This is a genomic window from Rhodococcus spelaei, assembly GCF_006704125.1.
GTDB classification, from domain to species: domain Bacteria; phylum Actinomycetota; class Actinomycetes; order Mycobacteriales; family Mycobacteriaceae; genus Rhodococcus_G; species Rhodococcus_G spelaei.
The window spans coordinates 20,679-37,653 of record NZ_VIGH01000011.1 but is presented as its reverse complement, the minus strand read 5'-3'; the positions used below and the strand labels follow the sequence as shown (position 1 = coordinate 37,653).

Below are 16,975 nucleotides of genomic sequence, written 5' to 3'. Positions count from 1 at the left end.
GCACACTGCACACTGCACACTGCCCCCACAAACGGGTGATGGGAACCTTCACCCGGCCTGACCGGCTGAAGGTTCCCATCACCAAGGGGGGTGCGGAGTGCTAGCCGGCGACACCCTCGGCGCGCGCGGCGGCCGCGACGGCCTCGGCGACCGCGGGGGCGACCCGCGGGTCCAGCGGGCTCGGCACGATCTTGTCCACGGCCAGCTCGTCGGCAACCACCGACAGGATCGCCTCGGCGGCGGCGAGCTTCATGCCCTCGGTGATCCGGCGCGCGCCCGCGTCCAGAGCGCCCTTGAACACGCCGGGGAAGGCGAGCACGTTGTTGATCTGGTTCGGGAAGTCGCTGCGGCCGGTCGCGACGATCGCGGCGTGCTTGGCCGCGATGTCGGGGTGGATCTCCGGGTCCGGGTTGGACATCGCGAAGATGATCGCCTCGGGCGCCATCGTGGCGATGATCTCCTCGGGCACGGTGCCCGCCGAGACACCGAGGAACACGTCGGCGCCGTCGAGCGCCTCGACGATGCCGCCGGTGCGTCCCGCCGGGTTGGTCCGCGCCGCCAGGTCGGCCTTGATCTCGTTGAGATCGCCGCGGTCGCTGGAGACGATGCCCTTGGAGTCGAGGACGGTGATGTCCGCGATGCCGGCCGCGAGCAGGATGTTCGCGCAGGCCACGCCCGCCGCACCGGCACCGGAGATGACCACGCGCAGCGCGGTGATGTCACGGTCCTGGACCTTGACCGCACCCTTGAGCGCAGCGAGGGCGACAATCGCGGTGCCGTGCTGGTCGTCGTGCATGACGGGGCAGTCGAGGGCCTCGATGACCCGCTTCTCGATCTCGAAGCAACGCGGCGCCGAGATGTCCTCGAGGTTGACGGCGCCGAAGCTCGGGCGCAGCCGGATCAGGGTCTCGACGATCTCGTCGGGGTCCTTGGTGTCGAGCACCAGCGGGATCGAGTTCAGGCCGGCGAAGTTCTTGAACAGCGCGGACTTGCCCTCCATGACCGGCAGCGACGCGCGCGGGCCGATGTCACCGAGGCCGAGGACCGCGGAGCCGTCGCTGACCACCACGACGAGGCGACTGGTCCACGTGTAGCGATCGGCGAGCGTCTCGTCGGCGTGGATGGCGCGGGAGACCTGCGCGACGCCGGGGGTGTACGCGATCGACAGGGCACGCTGGCTGTCCAGGGGGGTCGTCGTCTCGACCGAGAGCTTGCCGCCGATGTGGCCCGCGAAGATCTCCTCGTCGGTCAGCTCAACCTTGTGCGGTGTGGTTGCTTCAGTCACGGGAGACACGATTTCACTCCTACTCATGCCGCCCGAACTCGGGGGCTGGTTACTGGTAAGTAGCAGCGCCGAAGGCATTTTCGACGCAGCCGCAGGTTCTTGGTCGAGATGGGGGTGAGGCTAACCGAGGGTGCACGATCTGATCCCGTTTGGTCTACGGGCACAGCACTCACTTCGGAAGCGCGAACGCGCCGGGCGGGGTGGGCCCAGGCACTGAATCTGCCGCTGGTGAATCCGACTCTCACTTCATTACCGGGGGGTAGCACCGGCTTGGAGTGCAGCAAGTGTGCCACCGATGCCTCACCGAGGGCAAATCTCACCGGTGAGCACCGAATCCGGTGAGCTAGCCCCACCACTGGGTCCAGAGCAACACTATTGTGACCAAGAACACCGCAACCGACCCGGCAACCGCGGCAGCACCGCGCCGGTGATCCGCGAAACGCTGCGCGACCACGACCGCCACGGCTGCCGCGATGTGGGCGCCGACCGACATCGCGCCGGGGCCCGGAAACCCACGTCGCCCGCCGAGGTAGGCGGTACCGATGACCACCAGTGCGAGCACCACGACACCCGCCGCTACCGCGCCGCTGAACGCCTGCAGGCCGCGGGCGACGCCGCTCCGTCGCCGGCCGCGACCTGGTCCGGTCCCGGGCTCGGTGTACTCCTCGTACTCGTCGATCGACACTCGCCTACCCACCTGCGATGAATCCGCGGACCGAGTCCGCATCGAGCTGGACCGCGATCGCGGCCAGCAGGAGCCCGGCGATCTGCGCGAGCGGCGTGATGCCGCCCCCGCCGGGCAGCTTGATCGGCGCCGTGGAGAACCGGAGCACCGAGAACAGGATGAGCCGAATCGTCGGAATCGCCAACCCCGCGGCCGGACACGAGTCCGCGGAGTCCGGGCGGGCGGTCCGGTCCGGCGCCTCACGATCCGTGCGGCCGCCGCGCGCGTGGAACATGGGAACCGCACCGACCACGCTCATCCCACGACCACCGGAACCCCGGTCGCAGACGCCACGATCCGGTCGAATTGATCTGGTGCAGTGAGGAACTCACCGATCACCACTGACTTGTTGACGCCGTGGTAGTCCGAGGAGCCGGTGACGATCAGGTCGAGGCGGTGGGCGATGTCGGCCAGCAGCCGCGTGTCCTCCTCGCGATGATCGTGATGTTCGATCTCCAGCCCGGACAGCCCGTCCGCGACCAACTCGCCGATCTGCTCCATCGCCATCATCCGGCCCCGGCTCGACGCCCGCGGATGCGCCAGGACGCTCACCCCGCCCGCCTGGGAGACCATCCGCACCGCATCGGGCAGCGGTGTGTCCTCCTTGTGCACGTAATACCGTCCACCGATTCGCAGCAGGTCGGTGAACGCCTCGTTCACCGAGCCCACCACCCCCGCCTCGACCAGCGCTCGCGCCAGGTGCGGCCGCCCGACCGCCGGTCCGGCGGCCGCCATCACCGCCTCGGGGTCGATCGGCAGTCCGTCGGCCGCCATCCGCCGGGCCATCGCCTGCAGGCGGGAGGTGCGCTCGGAGCGCAGCCGCTCCCGCTCCCGAGCGAAAGCCACGTTCTCGGGGTCGAACAGGTAGGCCAGCAGGTGCACCGCGACGGGCCTGCCGTCCTCCCCGCGCCCCTCACACGACATCTCCATGCCCCGGACCAGGCTCAGCCCCGGTAGCAGCGCCGCGACCGCCTCGGCCCAGCCCGCGGTGGTGTCGTGGTCGGTGAGCGCGACCACGTCCAGACCCGCCGCCGCAGCGGACCGCATCACCTCTGCCGGGCTCTCGGTGCCGTCCGAGGCCGTGGAATGGGTGTGAAGGTCGATACGCACTCGGCCATTGTCGCAGGCCCGGGCGCGCCGAGCCGCACGACGACGCGCCGCCCGTGACACGACCCGAGGCTCCACCCGAGAGGGCACCGTGACGAGCGGCGATACGATTGCCGCGGATCGTCCCCCGACCTGACGAGGAAGTGACCGCCCGTGCCGTCCATCCCGCCGCTGCCGTCGCTGCGCTCCGTTCGAAAGCCGGTCCCCACACGGAAAGCCGTTCCGATCCCCGCGGCCCGGGCGATCGTCGACTGCGCGGTGTACGTCGACGGGATGCGCCTGCCGGGGCGGTTCACCCATTCGGCCGCGCTCGCGGAAGTCCGTTCCCGCGGCGAGGGTTTCGCCTGGGTCGGCCTGCACGCGCCTGACGAGGACCAGATGAACAGCGTGGCAAAGGTTTTCGGACTGCACGAGCTGATGGTCGAGGACGCCGTACACGCTCACCAACGTCCCAAACTCGAGATCTACGACGACGTGCTGTTCCTGGTACTGCGCACCGTGAACTACGTCGAGCACGAGTCGATCACCACCGCGAACGAGATCGTCGAGACCGGCGAGATCATGATCTTCGTCGGTGCGGACTTCGTCGTGACCGTCCGGCACGGCGAGCACTCCGGACTCGCCGGCGTCCGCGCCGACATGGACGCGCACCCCCAGCGTCTCGCGCTCGGACCGACCGCGGTCCTGCACGCCGTCGCGGATCACGTCGTGGACAGCTACCTCGCCGTCACCGAATCCGTGGAGCGGGACGTCGACCTGATGGAGGAGGACGTGTTCAGCCCCCGCAGCCAGGTCGCGATCGAGCAGATCTACCTGTTCAAACGGGAGATCGTGGAACTGCGCAAGTCGGTGAACCCACTGGCCAGTCCGCTGCAGCGACTCGGGCAGGACGCCGGTATCGGGGTCCCGAAGGAGGTCCGGCGGTACCTGCGCGACGTGCACGACCACCACACGATCGTGGCCGAGCGCATCGCGGAGTTCGACGAGGTGCTCAGCACGCTGGTCGAGGCCGCGCTCGCGAAGGTCGCGGTGCAGGAGAACACCGACATGCGCAAGATCTCGGCGTGGGTCGCGATCGCCGCGGTGCCGACCATGGTCGCGGGCATCTACGGGATGAACTTCGAGCAGATGCCCGAGCTGCAGTGGAGCTTCGGTTACCCGGCCGTGCTGTGCGTCATCGCGACGATCTGCATCGGGCTGTTCGTCACGTTCCGCCGCAACAACTGGCTGTGAGCGACGCGCCGACGACTCCTCGTCGGCCCGTCAGAGCGACGCGGCGCCCCGCGCCGGGTCCTGCACGTCGATACCGGCCTCCGTCCACGCCTCGCGCAGCGCGCCCGCGCCCCGCAACCGCACCCACGCGGCCTCCGTTCCAGTGATCGGGACCGCCTGGAGGAACCGCACCGGGTCTGCCGGCTCGGGGAGTTCGAGGTCGTCGATGTCGCTGTCCCCCAACAGCATCGCGGTGAACGGCGCGCCCTTCCACAGCGGCTCACCGAGATCGAGCAGTCCGTCGACGGTGAGCACGACGCCCTCCACCGCGGGCGCCGCCGCCAGCACCGCGAGGGTGCGGTGCACGCCCGAGGCGACCCCCGCGCCGCCGCGCAACGACAGCACCAACTCCGCGCGCGGGCCCCGCACCGGGTCGGCGATCAGATCACTCGGATCGCCCATCGGGCGACGCGAGCAGCCGAGCGAGGCGTAGCGCACCAGGTCACCGTCGACCGGACCGAAGCGCAGCACCTCGAGGGGCTCGAGGCCGAGGAAAGTCACCGATGCCGAGGAGGGCGCGGGCCCACCGATCCGGTCGATCAGGTGTGCACGGACGGAATCGATGACACTGTCACTCACACGTTCATCTAACACCGGGTCCGATGTGTCCGGTTCGGCGAGCCTGGGTCACCGCTGCTCACCCCACCGCGGCGAAACGGACGTCGTGGGTGTCGGCCCCGGGATGCGCGAACGCCAGTAGCCGCAGCGCCTCCGACTCCAGCGCCGCGCAGTCGCGGGCCGTCGGTCGCGTGAAGGTCGTGATCTCCACCGAAGCCGAGCCCTGCTTCGCCGCGACGGTGACGAAACCCGCTACCGTCCCACCGAGCAGGACGGTCGGCTTGATGATGCCGTTCACGGTGAACACCAGCTTGCGATGGTCGTCGGTGATGATCCGAGACCTGTCGGCGTGGCCGAGCAGGGCACTGTCGAACGGCGCCAGGATGCGCGTGGGCGCAGGCGTCGCGGGGTCGGGCCGTGGCGCGTCGGCCAGGTCGTACAGCTCGGCGCCGTCCTCGCCGACGAACCGCCGCAGTCGCGGTGCCAGCGCCTCGAAGACCTCCGACAGTCGGGTCAGCCCGGACCAGGCCTGGGCGTCCGCCACCGACGCCGGACCGAACGCGGCGAGGTACCGGAGCACCAGCACCTCCGGTGTCGCCGTGCGGCCGAGCGGCGCACCCAGCCACGATTCGAGCGTGGTGCACACCGGCTGACCCGATCGTCCCCACAGCCCGCGAGGCGGAATCTGCACCAGCGGCAGCAGGTCCCGCACGGCATGCGCCAACGCGGCCGGGTCGCGGTCCGGCCAGCGCTCGGCCAGGTGCGGTCGCAGCGCGACCATTGTCATCGGCGTGCGCTCGAGCACCTCACGGGCGAAGCGCTCCACAGTCGGGACGTCGACCTCGGCGATCTCCTTGCGATGCTGCGCATTCGTCCGCAGGTCGGCGGTCATGAGCGGTTGCACCCACTGCCGCAGCGCCGCGGCGTCCTCGGAGCTGACCGCGTGCACGGTGCCGCGCATGAGTGCCATCCGCACCACCTCGCGACCCTCGAGCAACGCACCGAAGTCGTCGGGCTCGAATCGTTCGAGCCGCGCCCACAACGCGTAGTACGGGGCAAGCGGTGCCTGCGCCTGGAGCCCGAACAGGTGCTCGACCATCTCGCGGGCGGTCCCCGGGGAGCGCGAGAGCAGGTGCTGGCGCGCGAGGGTGGCCCGGCCGAGCGCACATCGGGACAATCGCTCCGCCGACATCGACCGCCCTCCCCGATACACCGAATCGAACTCGTGAAACACAGGTTAGGGCAGGCCACCGACACCGGCTCCACATTCACAGCGGGCTCGGAGCCATGGCTGCGGACCGCCGTCGCCGATCCGGGCCGGCGGCACCGCACACCAGCCACCGAAACACGCCCCCAGCAGCGAAAAAGCTTGCTGTAGCACAGGTTACGCGACGCCGCCGGTACGTCCTGGCACGCTGCTGTGAATAGCCGTTCGACCCTTTCGGAGCGACTGTTGGGTGCCTAGCGTGGATTTCGGATCGAGGGTCCCGAAGCACTGGTCACCCCGGTTCACCCACCGACGAAAGGACACACCCCATGCCCGCAACGAACCAGCCGAAGCGTGCCCGCCGGATCGTTCGACGCCTCGCGGTGACCGGCGCCCTGGTCGGTCTGCCGCTGATGGCGGTCACCGGGACCGCGCTCGCCGATCCGGTACACAACGACCAGGACCGTAACCAGTCGCAGAACCAGAACCGGGACGGCGACTGGAACCACGACCAGAACCAGGACCGGGACGGAAACCACGACCAGGACCGAGGCGACGGCGGCCAGAACCGGGGCGACTGGAATCCCGGCAACTGGCAGGCACCGGACCCGGAGCAGTTCCCGCAGTTCCCGCAGTTCCCGCCCGCTCCCCAGCTGCCGCCGGCCCCCGGTGGACTGTCCTTCGGGAGCTGATCCCGCGTTCGGCCACGGTCCGCCGCCCCGCACCCTCCCCGATCGCGGGCGGCGGACCGGTCAGATCGCGAGCTTGGCGAGCAGGTCGCGGGCCCGCTCCGCCGTCTTCGGTTCGCACAGCACGTCGTAGCGGCCGGCGACCAACTGCATGGTGGAGGCGAAGTCGCGGGTGCCGCGAGTCGCCGCGTACGGGATCGTCGTCGAGATCACGCCGAAGACGATGCCGCCGATGATGCCTGCGACCAGCGGCCCGAGGAAGCTGTCGGTGAACAGCCCGAGCAGCAGACCGAGGAACACACCCAACCACGCACCCGAAACAACACCGCCGCCAATGACTTTCGCCCACGTCAACCGGCCGAGAACCCGTTCGACCTGCATCAGGTCGACTCCGACGATCGTGACGTCCTCCACCGAGAACTCCTGGTCGGACAGGTAGTCGACCGCCCGCTGCGCCTCTGCGTACGTGGGGTACGAACCGATCGGCCACCCCGTGGGCGGGGTCGGAAGTGCGCCTCGGCCGGTCCGATTCGGCTGTCCAAGTGGATTGGTCATCGTCGACGCTCCCTGCTGAACGGTGCTGCTGCTGTGCGCGGTGGGCGTCGCTGCGCCCCTACCGTGTCCAGTTTACGGAGATTCGGGGTCTGTCACACTTCCCGAGGCTTCGCCCGAGGAGTCCACACTTCCCGAGGCTTCGCCCGAGGAGTCCACACTTCCCGAGGCTTCGCCCGAGGAGTCCACACTTCCCGAGGCTTCGCCCGAGGAGCCCACACTTCCCGAGGCTTCGCCCGAGGAGCCCACACTTCCCGAGGCTTCGCCCGAGGAGCCCACACTTCCCGAGGCTTCGCCCGAGTCGAACCGCATCGTGCGCGACATTCCGGCCGCACGACCCTTGGCGGCGATCACCTGAGCCATCTTCGCGCTGGCCTCGTCGATCATCTCGTCGCCGAGCATCGCCGCGCCGCGCGCACCACCGGCCGCGGAGGTGTGGAACTCGTACGCCTCGAGGATCATCTCGGCTCGGTCGTAGTCGGACTGCCTGGGGCTGAACGCCTCGTTGGCCGCGTCGATCTGGGTGGGATGCAGGACCCATTTGCCGTCGAACCCGAGCGCGGCGGTCCGACCCGCCGCGCGGCGGAAGGCGTCGACGTCCCGGATCTGCAGGTACGGCCCGTCGATCGCCTCGAGCCCGTGGGCGCGCGCCGCCAGCAGGATCGTCATCAGGATGTGGTGGTACGCGTCGCCGGTGTCGTAGCCCTCGGGTTGCTCACCCACCACCAGCGTGCGCATGTTGATGCTCGCCATGAAGTCCGCGGGCCCGAACACCAGCGTCTGCACGCGGGGACTGGCCGTGGCGATCGCGTCGATGTTGGTGAGCCCGATCGCGTTCTCGATCTGGGCCTCGATGCCGATCCGACCGACCTCGAGCCCATTGGCCTTCTCGACCTGGGTCAGCAGAAGGTCCAGTGCCAGAACGTGACTGGCGTCGACCACCTTCGGAAGCAGAATGGCGTCGAGGTTGGCTCCGGCACCGGACACCACCTCGACGACGTCAGCGTAGGTCCACTCCGTGGTCCAGTCGTTGACGCGCACGACCTTGATCTGGCGACCCCAGCCGTCCGAATTGAGCGCGTCCACGATCTCGGTGCGCGCCTGCGCCTTTGCGATCGGCGCGACGGCGTCCTCGAGGTCGAGGAAGACCTCGTCCGCGGGCAGGCCCTTGGCCTTCTCGATCATCTTGCGACTACTGCCGGGAACGGCCAGCACCGAACGACGAGGGCGCGGCTGCACCATCAGGACCTCCACCCAGGGCGCCGCGCCGAAGCCGTGTTCGAGCACACACGTTCCGCGTCGCGACGGATCGACAATTAGCCTTGCCATCATGGCAGCAGTGAGCAAGGTCTTCGCAGCCAGGCTCGCGGGTCTGGTGGTGCTCGGACCGGACGGCGAATCGATCGGCAGAGTTCGCGATGTCGTCATCACCATCCGCGTCGGACGGCAGCGCCCCCGGGTGCTGGGCCTGGTGGTCGAACTCGTCACCCGACGCCGGATCTTCGTGCCGATGCTGCGTGTCACCGCAATCGAACCCGGGTCGGTGACCCTGACGGGAAGCGTGAGCCTGCGCCGGTTCACCCAGAAGCCCGGCGAGGTGCTGGCCCTCGCCCAGGTGGTGGACACCACGGTGCGCGTCGACGACCCCGAACTCGAGGAGCTTGCCGGCATCGACGTGCTGGTGGTGGATCTCGGCATCGAACTGACCCGAACACGGGACTGGGTGGTCTCGCGGGTGGCCGTGCGGCGGCCGCGGGCCCGTCTCGCCCGCCGCGCTGCCGTGCACGTCGTCGAATGGCCGCACGTCGAGGGCCTGACACATTCACAGCTGGCCATGCCGGGACAGGGCGTCTCGCAGCTGCTGGCCCAGTTCGAGGGAATGCGCCCCGCCGACGTCGCGAACGCGATCCGCGAACTCCCCGACAAGCGACGGCACGAAGTGGCCGTCGCCTTGGACGACGAGCGACTGGCCGACGTGCTGCAGGAACTGCCGACCGACGACCAGACCGACCTGCTGACCCATCTCGAAGTCGAACGCGCCGCCGACGTGCTCGAGGCGATGGACCCCGACGACGCGGCCGACCTGCTCGGCGAGCTGCCCGAGACCGAGGCGGAGTCGCTGCTGCAGCTGATGGACCCGGAGGACTCCGAGCCGGTTCGCCGGTTGCTCGAACACTCCCCCGACACGGCCGGCGGCCTGATGACCCCCGAGCCGGTCATCCTCACCCCCGCGACGACGGTCGCCGAGGCGCTGGCCCGGGCGCGCAACCCCGACCTGACCCCCGCCCTGGCCAGCATGGCGTTCGTGGTCCGGCCGCCCATCTCGACGCCCACCGGACGCTATCTCGGCTGCGTACACCTGCAGCAACTGCTGCGCGAGCCGCCCGCCTCACTCGTCGGCGGCATCCTCGACACCGACCTGATCCGGCTCGGCCCCGAGGACCCGCTGGCGGCAGTGACCCGGTACTTCGCGCGGTACAACCTGGTATGCGGACCGGTAGTCGACGACGAGGGTCACCTGCTCGGCGCGGTCGCCGTCGACGACGTGCTCGACCATCTACTGCCGGAGGACTGGCGCGAAGAGGAGACGCCCGATGAGTGACAAGCGTCCGTCCGCAGCGCAGACTGCCCGCGCCAGACTCGACACGCCCGGCAGCCGGTGGCGCGGATTCAACATCGACGTCGAGGCAGTCGGCCGGGTCAGCGAGTCCATCGCCCGCTTCCTCGGGACCGGCAAGTACCTGGTCATCCAGACGGTCATCGTGCTCGTGTGGATCGCCCTCAACGTCGCCGCGGTCGGCCTGCAGTGGGACCCGTACCCCTTCATCCTGCTGAACCTCGCCTTCTCCACCCAGGCCGCGTACGCCGCCCCGTTGATCCTGCTGGCGCAGAACCGGCAGGAGAACCGCGACCGGGTGTCGCTCGAGGAGGACCGGGCGCGCGCCGAGCAGACCAAGGCGGACACGGAGTTCCTCGCCCGCGAGCTCGCCTCCCTGCGACTGGCGGTCGGCGAGGTGGCCACCCGCGACTACCTGCGCCGCGAACTAGAGGAGATCAAGACTCTCCTCGCCGAGCGGGACGAGCCGGAGACCCAGCCCGCCCGCAAGTAGCGGCCCCCGACTGCACGTCTGCGGCCCGAGGAGTCACGTAACGACCCCCGAGAAGTGCCCGATCTGTAATCTGGGTCACATTCCGGGTGGGGGCTCGTCGAGGAGGGGTGCGGATGCGGATCCGTGGGATGTTGGCTGTCGCGGGGGTCGCACTGGTGGGATCGGTCACGGCGGCACTGTCGATCGGCACGCCACCGCCGCCCGCGCTGGCCGAATCGTCGACTCCCCTTGCCGCCTCGTCCGACGATCCGGCGACCGGGACGGTGGGACTGGTGGCGCCCGCAGCCCGGCCCTCGCGCGGCCCGCACGCGTACACCCCGCCCGCCCCCGTGACGTTCGAGCCGCCGCCCGCGGTGGCCGAGAAACTCTCCCCGATGCCGGTCTCGCTCAGCGCACTCGGCATCCCGGAACTCGTCCTGAGCGCCTACCGGGCCGCCGAGTCGACCCTCGCCGTCGAGCAGCCGGGCTGCGGGGTCACCTGGCACCTGCTCGCCGGGATCGGCCGCATCGAGTCCGGTCATGCGGGTGGCGGTCGCACCGATGCGGCCGGAACCACCCTGACCCCGATTCTCGGGCCGGTCCTCAACGGCTCGCTCGCGGGCAACAACGTCGTTTCCGACACCGACGGCGGCAAACTGGACGGCGATCCCAAGTTCGACCGTGCGGTCGGGCCGATGCAGTTCCTGCCCGGAACGTGGGCTCATTACGCCGCGGACGGCAACGGCGACGGGGTGTCCGACCCCAACAACGTCTTCGACGCCTCGCTCGCCGCGGCCCGCTACCTGTGTTCGGGCGGGCTGAACCTGCGAGACAGCGCCCAGGAGGTCCGGGCCGTGCTTCGCTACAACAATTCGATGGCGTACGCCGCAAACGTGCTCGCGTGGTCCGCCGCCTACGCCGGTGGCGGCACCCCGACGCCGGGCTCGATTCCGGAGGTCGCCCCGGAACCCGGCAAGCCGGCCGAGCCGACCCCGACCCCGGGCAAGCCCGCCCCGGCTGTGCTCGCCGACGCGGCGACACCCGCGCCCGTCGCACCCACTCCGCCCCCGCTGATCCCCGGCCTACCCGCCCTTCCGTGCCTGATCTTCTGCCCGCCGGCGCCGGCCGTACCCGCAGCACCCGTGGTCGGCATCGCACCCGGCCCGGGCCCTGCCGCGCCACCCGCGCCTGCGCCCCAGAGCCCCGCACCGCCCACCCCCGTTCGGTAACGCTTCCGATACCTGCCGGGGCCCTCGCGAGACACTGTCGAGATATTTCTCAATTTCACCTTTACCTGCACTGATGCTGCAGAAAATGGGCTTTCTGATCACGGTTGAATAACGGAAATGTCTCGAATCGGGTAGCTTCGACTGCGGTCTGGAGAAACATCAAGCCCCGTCCGGGGCCGCAGGAGGTATCTCGGTGGGTCGTCACAGCAAGCCAACGAACTCGAAGCTTCGACGTAATTCGGTCATTGCCCTGACTGGCCTCGTCCCCGGCGGACTCCTGTCCGTGGCCGCCACTTCGGGCGCATCGCCCGTACCGTTCCTCGCCGCGAAGTCGGCGCCGATCGCGGAGGAAGCGACCCCCAAGCCCGTCGCCGTGCCCGTGCCGGCGATCACGTCGACGACCCCTGCCCCGGCCCCCGCGCCGGAGACGCCCGCACCGGCTCCCGCGCCCGCCCCTGCGCCCGCACCGCTGCCGCAGGGACCGCTGGGCATCCCCGCAATCAACTTCGCCGCCTACCAGGCCGGCGCGAGGATCATGGCCGAGCGCAATCCCGGCTGCGGCATCACCTGGGAGCAGATCGCGGGCATCGGCATGGTCGAGTCCACCCACGCCAACAACGGCGCTGCCGACGCCGACGGCAACCTGCTCGTGCCGATCTACGGACCGCGCCTCGACGGCAGCCTGTCCGGCAACAACGTCGTCACGGACACGGACGGCGGCGCCCTCGACGGCGACCCCGTCTACGACCGCGCGGTCGGGCCCACGCAGTTCCTGCCCGAGACCTGGAAGCGCTACGGCATCGACGGCAACGGCGACGGGAAGGCAGACCCGCAGAACCTCTTCGACGCGGCGGCCTCCACCGGCAACTACCTCTGCGACGGCGGCACCAACATGCGCGACATCGCGTCGGCCACCAGGGCGATCCTGCGCTACAACAATTCGATGGCCTACGTGGCGAACGTGACGGCATGGTCGCTCGCGTACTCGACGGGCATCAATCCCAGCCCGGCCGACCTGCCGCGAATCCACTGACCGCACGACACCTACCATTGGTGGCATGTCAGCAGTGACCGAGTCCGACGTTCGCAGTGCCCTCGCCAAGGTGCTCGACCCGGAGATCCGTAAGCCCATCACCGACCTGGGCATGGTCAAGAGCATCGACCTTGCCGACGACGCCAGCGTCGACATCGTCGTCTACCTGACCACGTCGAGCTGCCCGATGCGCACCGAGATCGTCGACCGGGTGACCAAGGCGGTCGCGGACGTCGCGGGCATCGGCGCGATCCGCGTCGAGCTCGACGTGATGAACGACGAGCAGCGCACCGAGCTGCGCCGGTCGCTGCGCGGCGATTCCGCGGAGCCGGTCATCCCGTTCGCGCAGCCCGGTTCGCTGACCCGGGTCTACGCGGTCGCGTCCGGCAAGGGCGGCGTCGGAAAGTCTTCGGTCACAGTCAATCTCGCGGCCGCCATGGCCGCACGCGGGCTCTCGGTCGGCGTGCTCGACGCCGACATCTACGGCCACTCGGTCCCCCGCATGCTCGGCACCGACGCCAAGCCGACGCAGGTCGAGCGGATGATCATGCCGCCGCAGTCGCACGACGTGAAGCTGATCTCCATCGCCCAGTTCACCCAGGGCAACACCCCGGTGGTCTGGCGCGGTCCGATGCTGCACCGCGCGCTGCAGCAGTTCCTCGCCGACGTGTTCTGGGGCGACCTCGACGTGCTCCTGCTGGACCTGCCGCCCGGCACCGGCGACGTGGCGATCTCCGTGGCGCAGCTCATCCCCAACGCGGAAATCCTGGTGGTGACCACCCCGCAGCAGGCCGCCGCCGAGGTGGCCGAGCGGGCCGGTGCGATCGCACTGCAGACCCGCCAGCGGATCGCGGGCGTGGTGGAGAACATGTCCTGGATGGAACTGCCGGACGGCACCCGAATGGAGGTGTTCGGTTCGGGCGGCGGTCAAGCGGTGGCCGACCGCCTGACCAAGGCGGTGGGCGCGAAGGTCCCGCTGCTCGGCCAGATCCCGCTCGAGCAGGCAGTCCGCGAGGGCGGCGACGAGGGCCTGCCGATCGTGCTCGGCGACCCCGATTCCCCGGCGGGGACCGCCCTCCGCGAGATCGCGGAGAAGTTGTCGGTCCGGTCCCGGGGCCTGGCCGGCATGTCGCTCGGGATCGACACCACTCGACACCTGTAACCCGCAGACACCGACAAATCGCCCGATTCACCCACGGAGATTCGTCCGCGATTGTTACCTTCGCAGGCGAATCACCCAATGACGCTGCGGGAGCGCGGCGTCCGACGACAGGGATCGGGAATGAAGAGTGCTCTCCTGCGCACGGCCATCGTCACCGCGGCGGCCGCGCCACTGCTCGTGCTCGCCCCGGCAATCGCCTCCGCCACGGCGATCGAGTCGACCGCCGACGTCATCGAGAACGACGTGACGGCGTCGGTGAAGAACGTTCCGCTCGGCACGCTGTGCGGGGCGACCCTGCTCGACCAGGCCACCGGCACGGTGGTCGACGACATCGCTCCCACCTCACCGGGCGACGACGGTTGGCAGGGCTACTCGTGGGGCGCGGTCGCCGACGGCGTCTACCAGGTCCGTCACCAGTGCACGGTCGACGGTGCCGTCGTCTTCGAGGTCACCTACCGGGACCTGGTCGCCCCGGCCGGGATCCGGCCGCTGTTCGGCTCCATCGGCGCCGTCGGCGAGCCCGGCCTGATCGAGAACCTCTTCGGGTCGTAGACCTCCGCACCCCCGGAATACCGTCGAGCCCCGCCGCGGAACTTCGCGGCGGGGCTCGATGCGTCCATGCGACCGAAGGTCAGGTGGCGTCGGCGTCGAACGGCGGACGCTCGCCGGACTCGAGCGGTTTGGGCTCGGGTCGGGTCGCCGCCAGGCCGGTGGCGCCGCTGCCGTTGCCGTTGATCGACTTGGTGACGTCCAGGTCCTTGAACAGCGAGTCGTCGCCGTCGAGCAGATGCTTGGTGATCACCGTGCGCGGCGTCATCCCCCGCAACTGTTGCAGGTCGGACAGCGGCTTGCGCAGGTCCTCGAACTCGGGACCCAACTCGTCCTTGAGTTGCGCGGTGGCGCCGCTCGCGTAGTCGCGCACCTGCCGCAGGGACTTGGTGACCCACGTGACGGCGCCGGGAAGCCGCTCGGGTCCGAGGATCACGAGCGCCGCGACGAGTAGGACCATGAACTCGCCCCAGCCAATATTGCCAAACACCTGACCAGACTACGTGCCCGCGGCCCGCCACGCTGCGACGACTGCGGAATTCGGGGCGACTTCACAGCCGATTCCCGGCATTCAGTCCGAAACCGGCGTCACCTGCACCTCGACCTCGCGGCCCGAACGGATCAACTGGACCGGCACCGACTGCCCGACCGACTGCTGGTGCACCGCGACGACCAACTCGTCGGCATTGGCGACGGTCCGGTCCCCGACCTTGACGATGACGTCGCCCTCGACGATGCCCGCCTGCTGCGCCGGCCCGCCTGCCTGCACGTTCGCCACCTGCGCACCCGTGGTCTGATCGTTGGTCACCGAGCGCGCGTTGACGCCGATCTCCGAATGGTGCATCGCGCCGGTACGGATCAGTTCCTGGGCGACCCGTGTGACGTCGTCGACGGGTATCGCGAATCCGAGGCCGACCGAACCGCCGCTCTCGCTGCGGATGGCCGAGTTGATACCGATGACACGGCCCTGGTCGTCGACCAGCGGTCCACCCGAGTTGCCGGGGTTGATGGCCGCGTCGGTCTGGACCGCGTCGATCACGGCGTCGGTGTCGGTGCCCTCGCCGCTGAGCCGCACCGGCCGATGCAGTGCGCTGACGATGCCGCTGGTGACGGTCTTGCTGAGTCCGAGGGGTGAGCCGACCGCGACCACGTCCTCGCCGACCTGCAGGTCGGCAGACTTGCCCAGTTGTGCGACCGTCAGGTTTCCGACGTCGACCTTGACCACCGCGAGGTCGGTCTTGGTGTCGCGGCCGACGATCCGGGCCGGCGCGTGGGTGCCGTCCGAGAAGACGGCCCGCAGCGTCGACTTGGCGGGATCGGTGGCGGCCAGGGAGACGACGTGGTTGTTGGTGACGATGTACCCGGCCCCGTCGATGACCACGCCGGATCCGGTTCCGGTCTGGTCGCCGAGCGCAACCTGGATCGAGACCACGGACGGCAGCACCGCCTGCGCCACCTTGGCGACCTGGCCCACCTCGCGGTCACCACCGCCGGACTGCGTCAGTTCGACCTTCTTACTGGTCAGCGCCCCGACGTTCTCGGCAGTGATCCGGCCGACGATGCCGCCGACCAGTCCGACCGCGAGCGCGGCGCCCACGAGCACGGCCACAGCGCGCGGGGCGATGCGCTGGCCGAACAGCACGTCGCGCACACCGAGTTTCGCGGCGGGGGGCAGTGCGGCGGCCGGCGGAGCCTGCACCGCCGCGGCGCCGAGCCGCACCGGTGCGGCTGGATCGCGCCACGGGTCTGCGACGGTTTCCGCCCCGGGTTCCTCGGCCGCGGCGGCATCCGGGTCGCGCCCGATGGTGTCGGTCTCGCCCTCGGGGCGGCCGAACGCCTCGGCCAGCACCGGGTCCGGCGGCCGGACGGACAGTGCCGGGTCAGGCTCCGACGGGCCGCGTCCCGCACCCGGTGCGAAGGGGTCGGCGACCCCCGCCGGGCGTGAGAAGGCCGCGGCCGACGCGGGATCGACGGTCGGGCGGTACAGCGGTCGCGGCGCCAGTCGCTCCGGTGCGGCGTCGTCGGGCGCGGTCGGCAGGGCGGAGTCCGAGTTCACGCGGCCGAGTACCGCTCGTAGTCGTCAGTCACGCGACCCAGTATCGCCGACGCGGGAACACCCGGGGCGCACCACGGCGCAACTAACGCCGTCGGCGCCACGTGGCGAAGGAGTAGGAGGTGACCATCGACGAGATCGACGCCCGGCGCCTGCCGAACTGCGCGTCGCGACCGGTCGTCTTGGCCGGGTCGTCGCCGTCGTCGCCGGACGACGTGCAGGTCGGGATCTGGCTGAGCAGACCCAGCAGTGAGGTGGGCATGCTGATCTCCGACGCCCGACGCAACGCCCCGCGGACGTGCTGCTGGGCGTCGACGGAGGCCGCACACTCGGGGCACAACGACAAGTGCTGCGCGGCGCGCAGGTACGCGTTCATCTGCAGCTCGCCGTCGACGTACGCTGCCACCGCCTCGCTGGCCAAGTGCTCGGTCGAGCTGAACTGGCGCGGTTTGCGGGCCTGCGTCAT

18 protein-coding genes and 1 pseudogene are annotated in these 16,975 nt (G+C 69.9%); 8 read left to right on the top strand and 11 right to left on the bottom strand.

Translation table 11 applies throughout. The features are described from left to right. Positions 1 to 100: 100 nt before the first annotated feature. From FK531_RS20860 to FK531_RS20845, 4 genes are all read right to left on the bottom strand, one after another. Positions 101 to 1,294, bottom strand: coding sequence for an NAD(P)-dependent malic enzyme (locus tag FK531_RS20860; RefSeq protein ID WP_142102892.1), 1,194 nt, complete (start codon positions 1,292 to 1,294; stop codon positions 101 to 103). Between the two features lie 334 nt (positions 1,295 to 1,628). Continuing rightward, on the bottom strand, positions 1,629 to 1,970 hold the full coding sequence (locus FK531_RS20855; protein ID WP_246098302.1) for a hypothetical protein: 342 nt from the start codon (positions 1,968 to 1,970) through the stop codon (positions 1,629 to 1,631). A 4-nt stretch (positions 1,971 to 1,974) separates the two neighbouring features. Next, entirely contained in the window at positions 1,975 to 2,268 is a 294-nt protein-coding gene (locus FK531_RS23085) for a sulfite exporter TauE/SafE family protein (RefSeq protein ID WP_435531083.1), read from the bottom strand. Beyond that, complete coding sequence (locus FK531_RS20845; RefSeq protein ID WP_142102891.1) at positions 2,265 to 3,119, bottom strand: PHP domain-containing protein; 855 nt, start codon at positions 3,117 to 3,119, stop codon at positions 2,265 to 2,267. Before FK531_RS20845 ends, FK531_RS23085 begins: the two co-directional genes overlap by 4 nt. Before the next feature lie 150 nt (positions 3,120 to 3,269). Here FK531_RS20845 and FK531_RS20840 point away from each other — a divergent pair, with 150 nt between their 5' ends. Then, on the top strand, positions 3,270 to 4,349 hold the full coding sequence (locus FK531_RS20840; RefSeq protein ID WP_435531082.1) for a magnesium and cobalt transport protein CorA: 1,080 nt from the start codon (positions 3,270 to 3,272) through the stop codon (positions 4,347 to 4,349). A gap of 30 nt (positions 4,350 to 4,379) precedes the next feature. Here the strand turns inward: FK531_RS20840 and FK531_RS20835 are convergent, their stop codons facing one another. Both FK531_RS20835 and FK531_RS20830 read right to left on the bottom strand, forming a co-directional pair. Beyond that, positions 4,380 to 4,967 carry a suppressor of fused domain protein gene (locus tag FK531_RS20835; protein ID WP_142102889.1) on the bottom strand — a complete coding sequence of 196 codons (588 nt, stop codon included), beginning with the start codon at positions 4,965 to 4,967 and terminating at the stop codon, positions 4,380 to 4,382. A gap of 58 nt (positions 4,968 to 5,025) precedes the next feature. Next, positions 5,026 to 6,138, bottom strand: coding sequence for a winged helix DNA-binding domain-containing protein (locus tag FK531_RS20830; RefSeq protein WP_142102887.1), 1,113 nt, complete (start codon positions 6,136 to 6,138; stop codon positions 5,026 to 5,028). Between the two features lie 344 nt (positions 6,139 to 6,482). On the opposite strand from FK531_RS20830, the gene FK531_RS20825 reads away from it, so the two are divergent. Then, positions 6,483 to 6,845: a hypothetical protein gene (locus FK531_RS20825; RefSeq protein ID WP_142102885.1), complete on the top strand. Its 363-nt coding sequence runs from the start codon at positions 6,483 to 6,485 to the stop codon at positions 6,843 to 6,845. Positions 6,846 to 6,905: 60 nt separating this feature from the next. Here FK531_RS20825 and FK531_RS20820 read toward each other — a convergent pair whose 3' ends face one another. Both FK531_RS20820 and FK531_RS20810 read right to left on the bottom strand, forming a co-directional pair. Continuing rightward, a complete protein-coding gene (locus tag FK531_RS20820; protein WP_142102883.1) occupies positions 6,906 to 7,397 on the bottom strand; it encodes a YflT domain-containing protein in 492 nt (163 codons plus the stop codon). 300 nt (positions 7,398 to 7,697) lie between these two features. Beyond that, positions 7,698 to 8,636: pseudogene (locus tag FK531_RS20810) on the bottom strand (HpcH/HpaI aldolase/citrate lyase family protein); the annotation flags it as partial. Between the two features lie 88 nt (positions 8,637 to 8,724). Here FK531_RS20810 and FK531_RS20805 point away from each other — a divergent pair. The 6 genes from FK531_RS20805 (at position 8,725) to FK531_RS20780 (ending at position 14,459) form a co-directional block, all read left to right on the top strand. Continuing rightward, complete coding sequence (locus tag FK531_RS20805) at positions 8,725 to 9,996, top strand: magnesium transporter MgtE N-terminal domain-containing protein (protein WP_142102882.1); 1,272 nt, start codon at positions 8,725 to 8,727, stop codon at positions 9,994 to 9,996. Beyond that, on the top strand, positions 9,989 to 10,504 hold the full coding sequence (locus tag FK531_RS20800) for a DUF1003 domain-containing protein (protein WP_142102880.1): 516 nt from the start codon (positions 9,989 to 9,991) through the stop codon (positions 10,502 to 10,504). The genes FK531_RS20805 and FK531_RS20800 overlap by 8 nt, the downstream gene beginning before the upstream one ends. A 113-nt stretch (positions 10,505 to 10,617) precedes the next feature. Further along, positions 10,618 to 11,712 carry a lytic transglycosylase domain-containing protein gene (locus FK531_RS20795; protein ID WP_142102878.1) on the top strand — a complete coding sequence of 365 codons (1,095 nt, stop codon included), beginning with the start codon at positions 10,618 to 10,620 and terminating at the stop codon, positions 11,710 to 11,712. 193 nt (positions 11,713 to 11,905) lie between these two features. Next, entirely contained in the window at positions 11,906 to 12,745 is an 840-nt protein-coding gene (locus FK531_RS20790) for a lytic transglycosylase domain-containing protein (protein ID WP_142102876.1), read from the top strand. A 25-nt stretch (positions 12,746 to 12,770) separates the two neighbouring features. Further along, positions 12,771 to 13,907: an Mrp/NBP35 family ATP-binding protein gene (locus FK531_RS20785; protein WP_142102874.1), complete on the top strand. Its 1,137-nt coding sequence runs from the start codon at positions 12,771 to 12,773 to the stop codon at positions 13,905 to 13,907. Positions 13,908 to 14,027: 120 nt separating this feature from the next. Then, a complete protein-coding gene (locus FK531_RS20780) occupies positions 14,028 to 14,459 on the top strand; it encodes a hypothetical protein (protein ID WP_142102872.1) in 432 nt (143 codons plus the stop codon). Between the two features lie 79 nt (positions 14,460 to 14,538). Here the strand turns inward: FK531_RS20780 and tatB are convergent, their stop codons facing one another. The 3 genes from tatB to FK531_RS20765 form a co-directional block, all read right to left on the bottom strand. Beyond that, positions 14,539 to 14,946, bottom strand: coding sequence for a Sec-independent protein translocase protein TatB (tatB, locus tag FK531_RS20775; RefSeq protein WP_142102870.1), 408 nt, complete (start codon positions 14,944 to 14,946; stop codon positions 14,539 to 14,541). Positions 14,947 to 15,027: 81 nt separating this feature from the next. Further along, entirely contained in the window at positions 15,028 to 16,512 is a 1,485-nt protein-coding gene (locus FK531_RS20770; RefSeq protein WP_142102868.1) for a S1C family serine protease, read from the bottom strand. A gap of 82 nt (positions 16,513 to 16,594) precedes the next feature. After that, a complete protein-coding gene (locus tag FK531_RS20765) occupies positions 16,595 to 16,975 on the bottom strand; it encodes an RNA polymerase subunit sigma-70 (RefSeq protein WP_142103035.1) in 381 nt (126 codons plus the stop codon).

Bases quoted from the DNA above. Each gene is read 5' to 3' on its own strand.
- FK531_RS23085 (WP_435531083.1), bottom strand. From the start codon at position 2,268: ATGAGCGTGGTCGGTGCGGTTCCCATGTTCCACGCGCGCGGCGGCCGC.
- FK531_RS20830 (WP_142102887.1), bottom strand. From the start codon at position 6,138: ATGTCGGCGGAGCGATTGTCCCGATGTGCGCTCGGCCGGGCCACCCTC.
- FK531_RS20825 (WP_142102885.1), top strand. From the start codon at position 6,483: ATGCCCGCAACGAACCAGCCGAAGCGTGCCCGCCGGATCGTTCGACGC.
- FK531_RS20820 (WP_142102883.1), bottom strand. From the start codon at position 7,397: ATGACCAATCCACTTGGACAGCCGAATCGGACCGGCCGAGGCGCACTT.
- FK531_RS20805 (WP_142102882.1), top strand. From the start codon at position 8,725: ATGGCAGCAGTGAGCAAGGTCTTCGCAGCCAGGCTCGCGGGTCTGGTG.
- FK531_RS20800 (WP_142102880.1), top strand. From the start codon at position 9,989: ATGAGTGACAAGCGTCCGTCCGCAGCGCAGACTGCCCGCGCCAGACTC.
- FK531_RS20795 (WP_142102878.1), top strand. From the start codon at position 10,618: ATGCGGATCCGTGGGATGTTGGCTGTCGCGGGGGTCGCACTGGTGGGA.
- FK531_RS20785 (WP_142102874.1), top strand. From the start codon at position 12,771: ATGTCAGCAGTGACCGAGTCCGACGTTCGCAGTGCCCTCGCCAAGGTG.
- FK531_RS20780 (WP_142102872.1), top strand. From the start codon at position 14,028: ATGAAGAGTGCTCTCCTGCGCACGGCCATCGTCACCGCGGCGGCCGCG.
- FK531_RS20765 (WP_142103035.1), bottom strand. From the start codon at position 16,975: ATGACGCAGGCCCGCAAACCGCGCCAGTTCAGCTCGACCGAGCACTTG.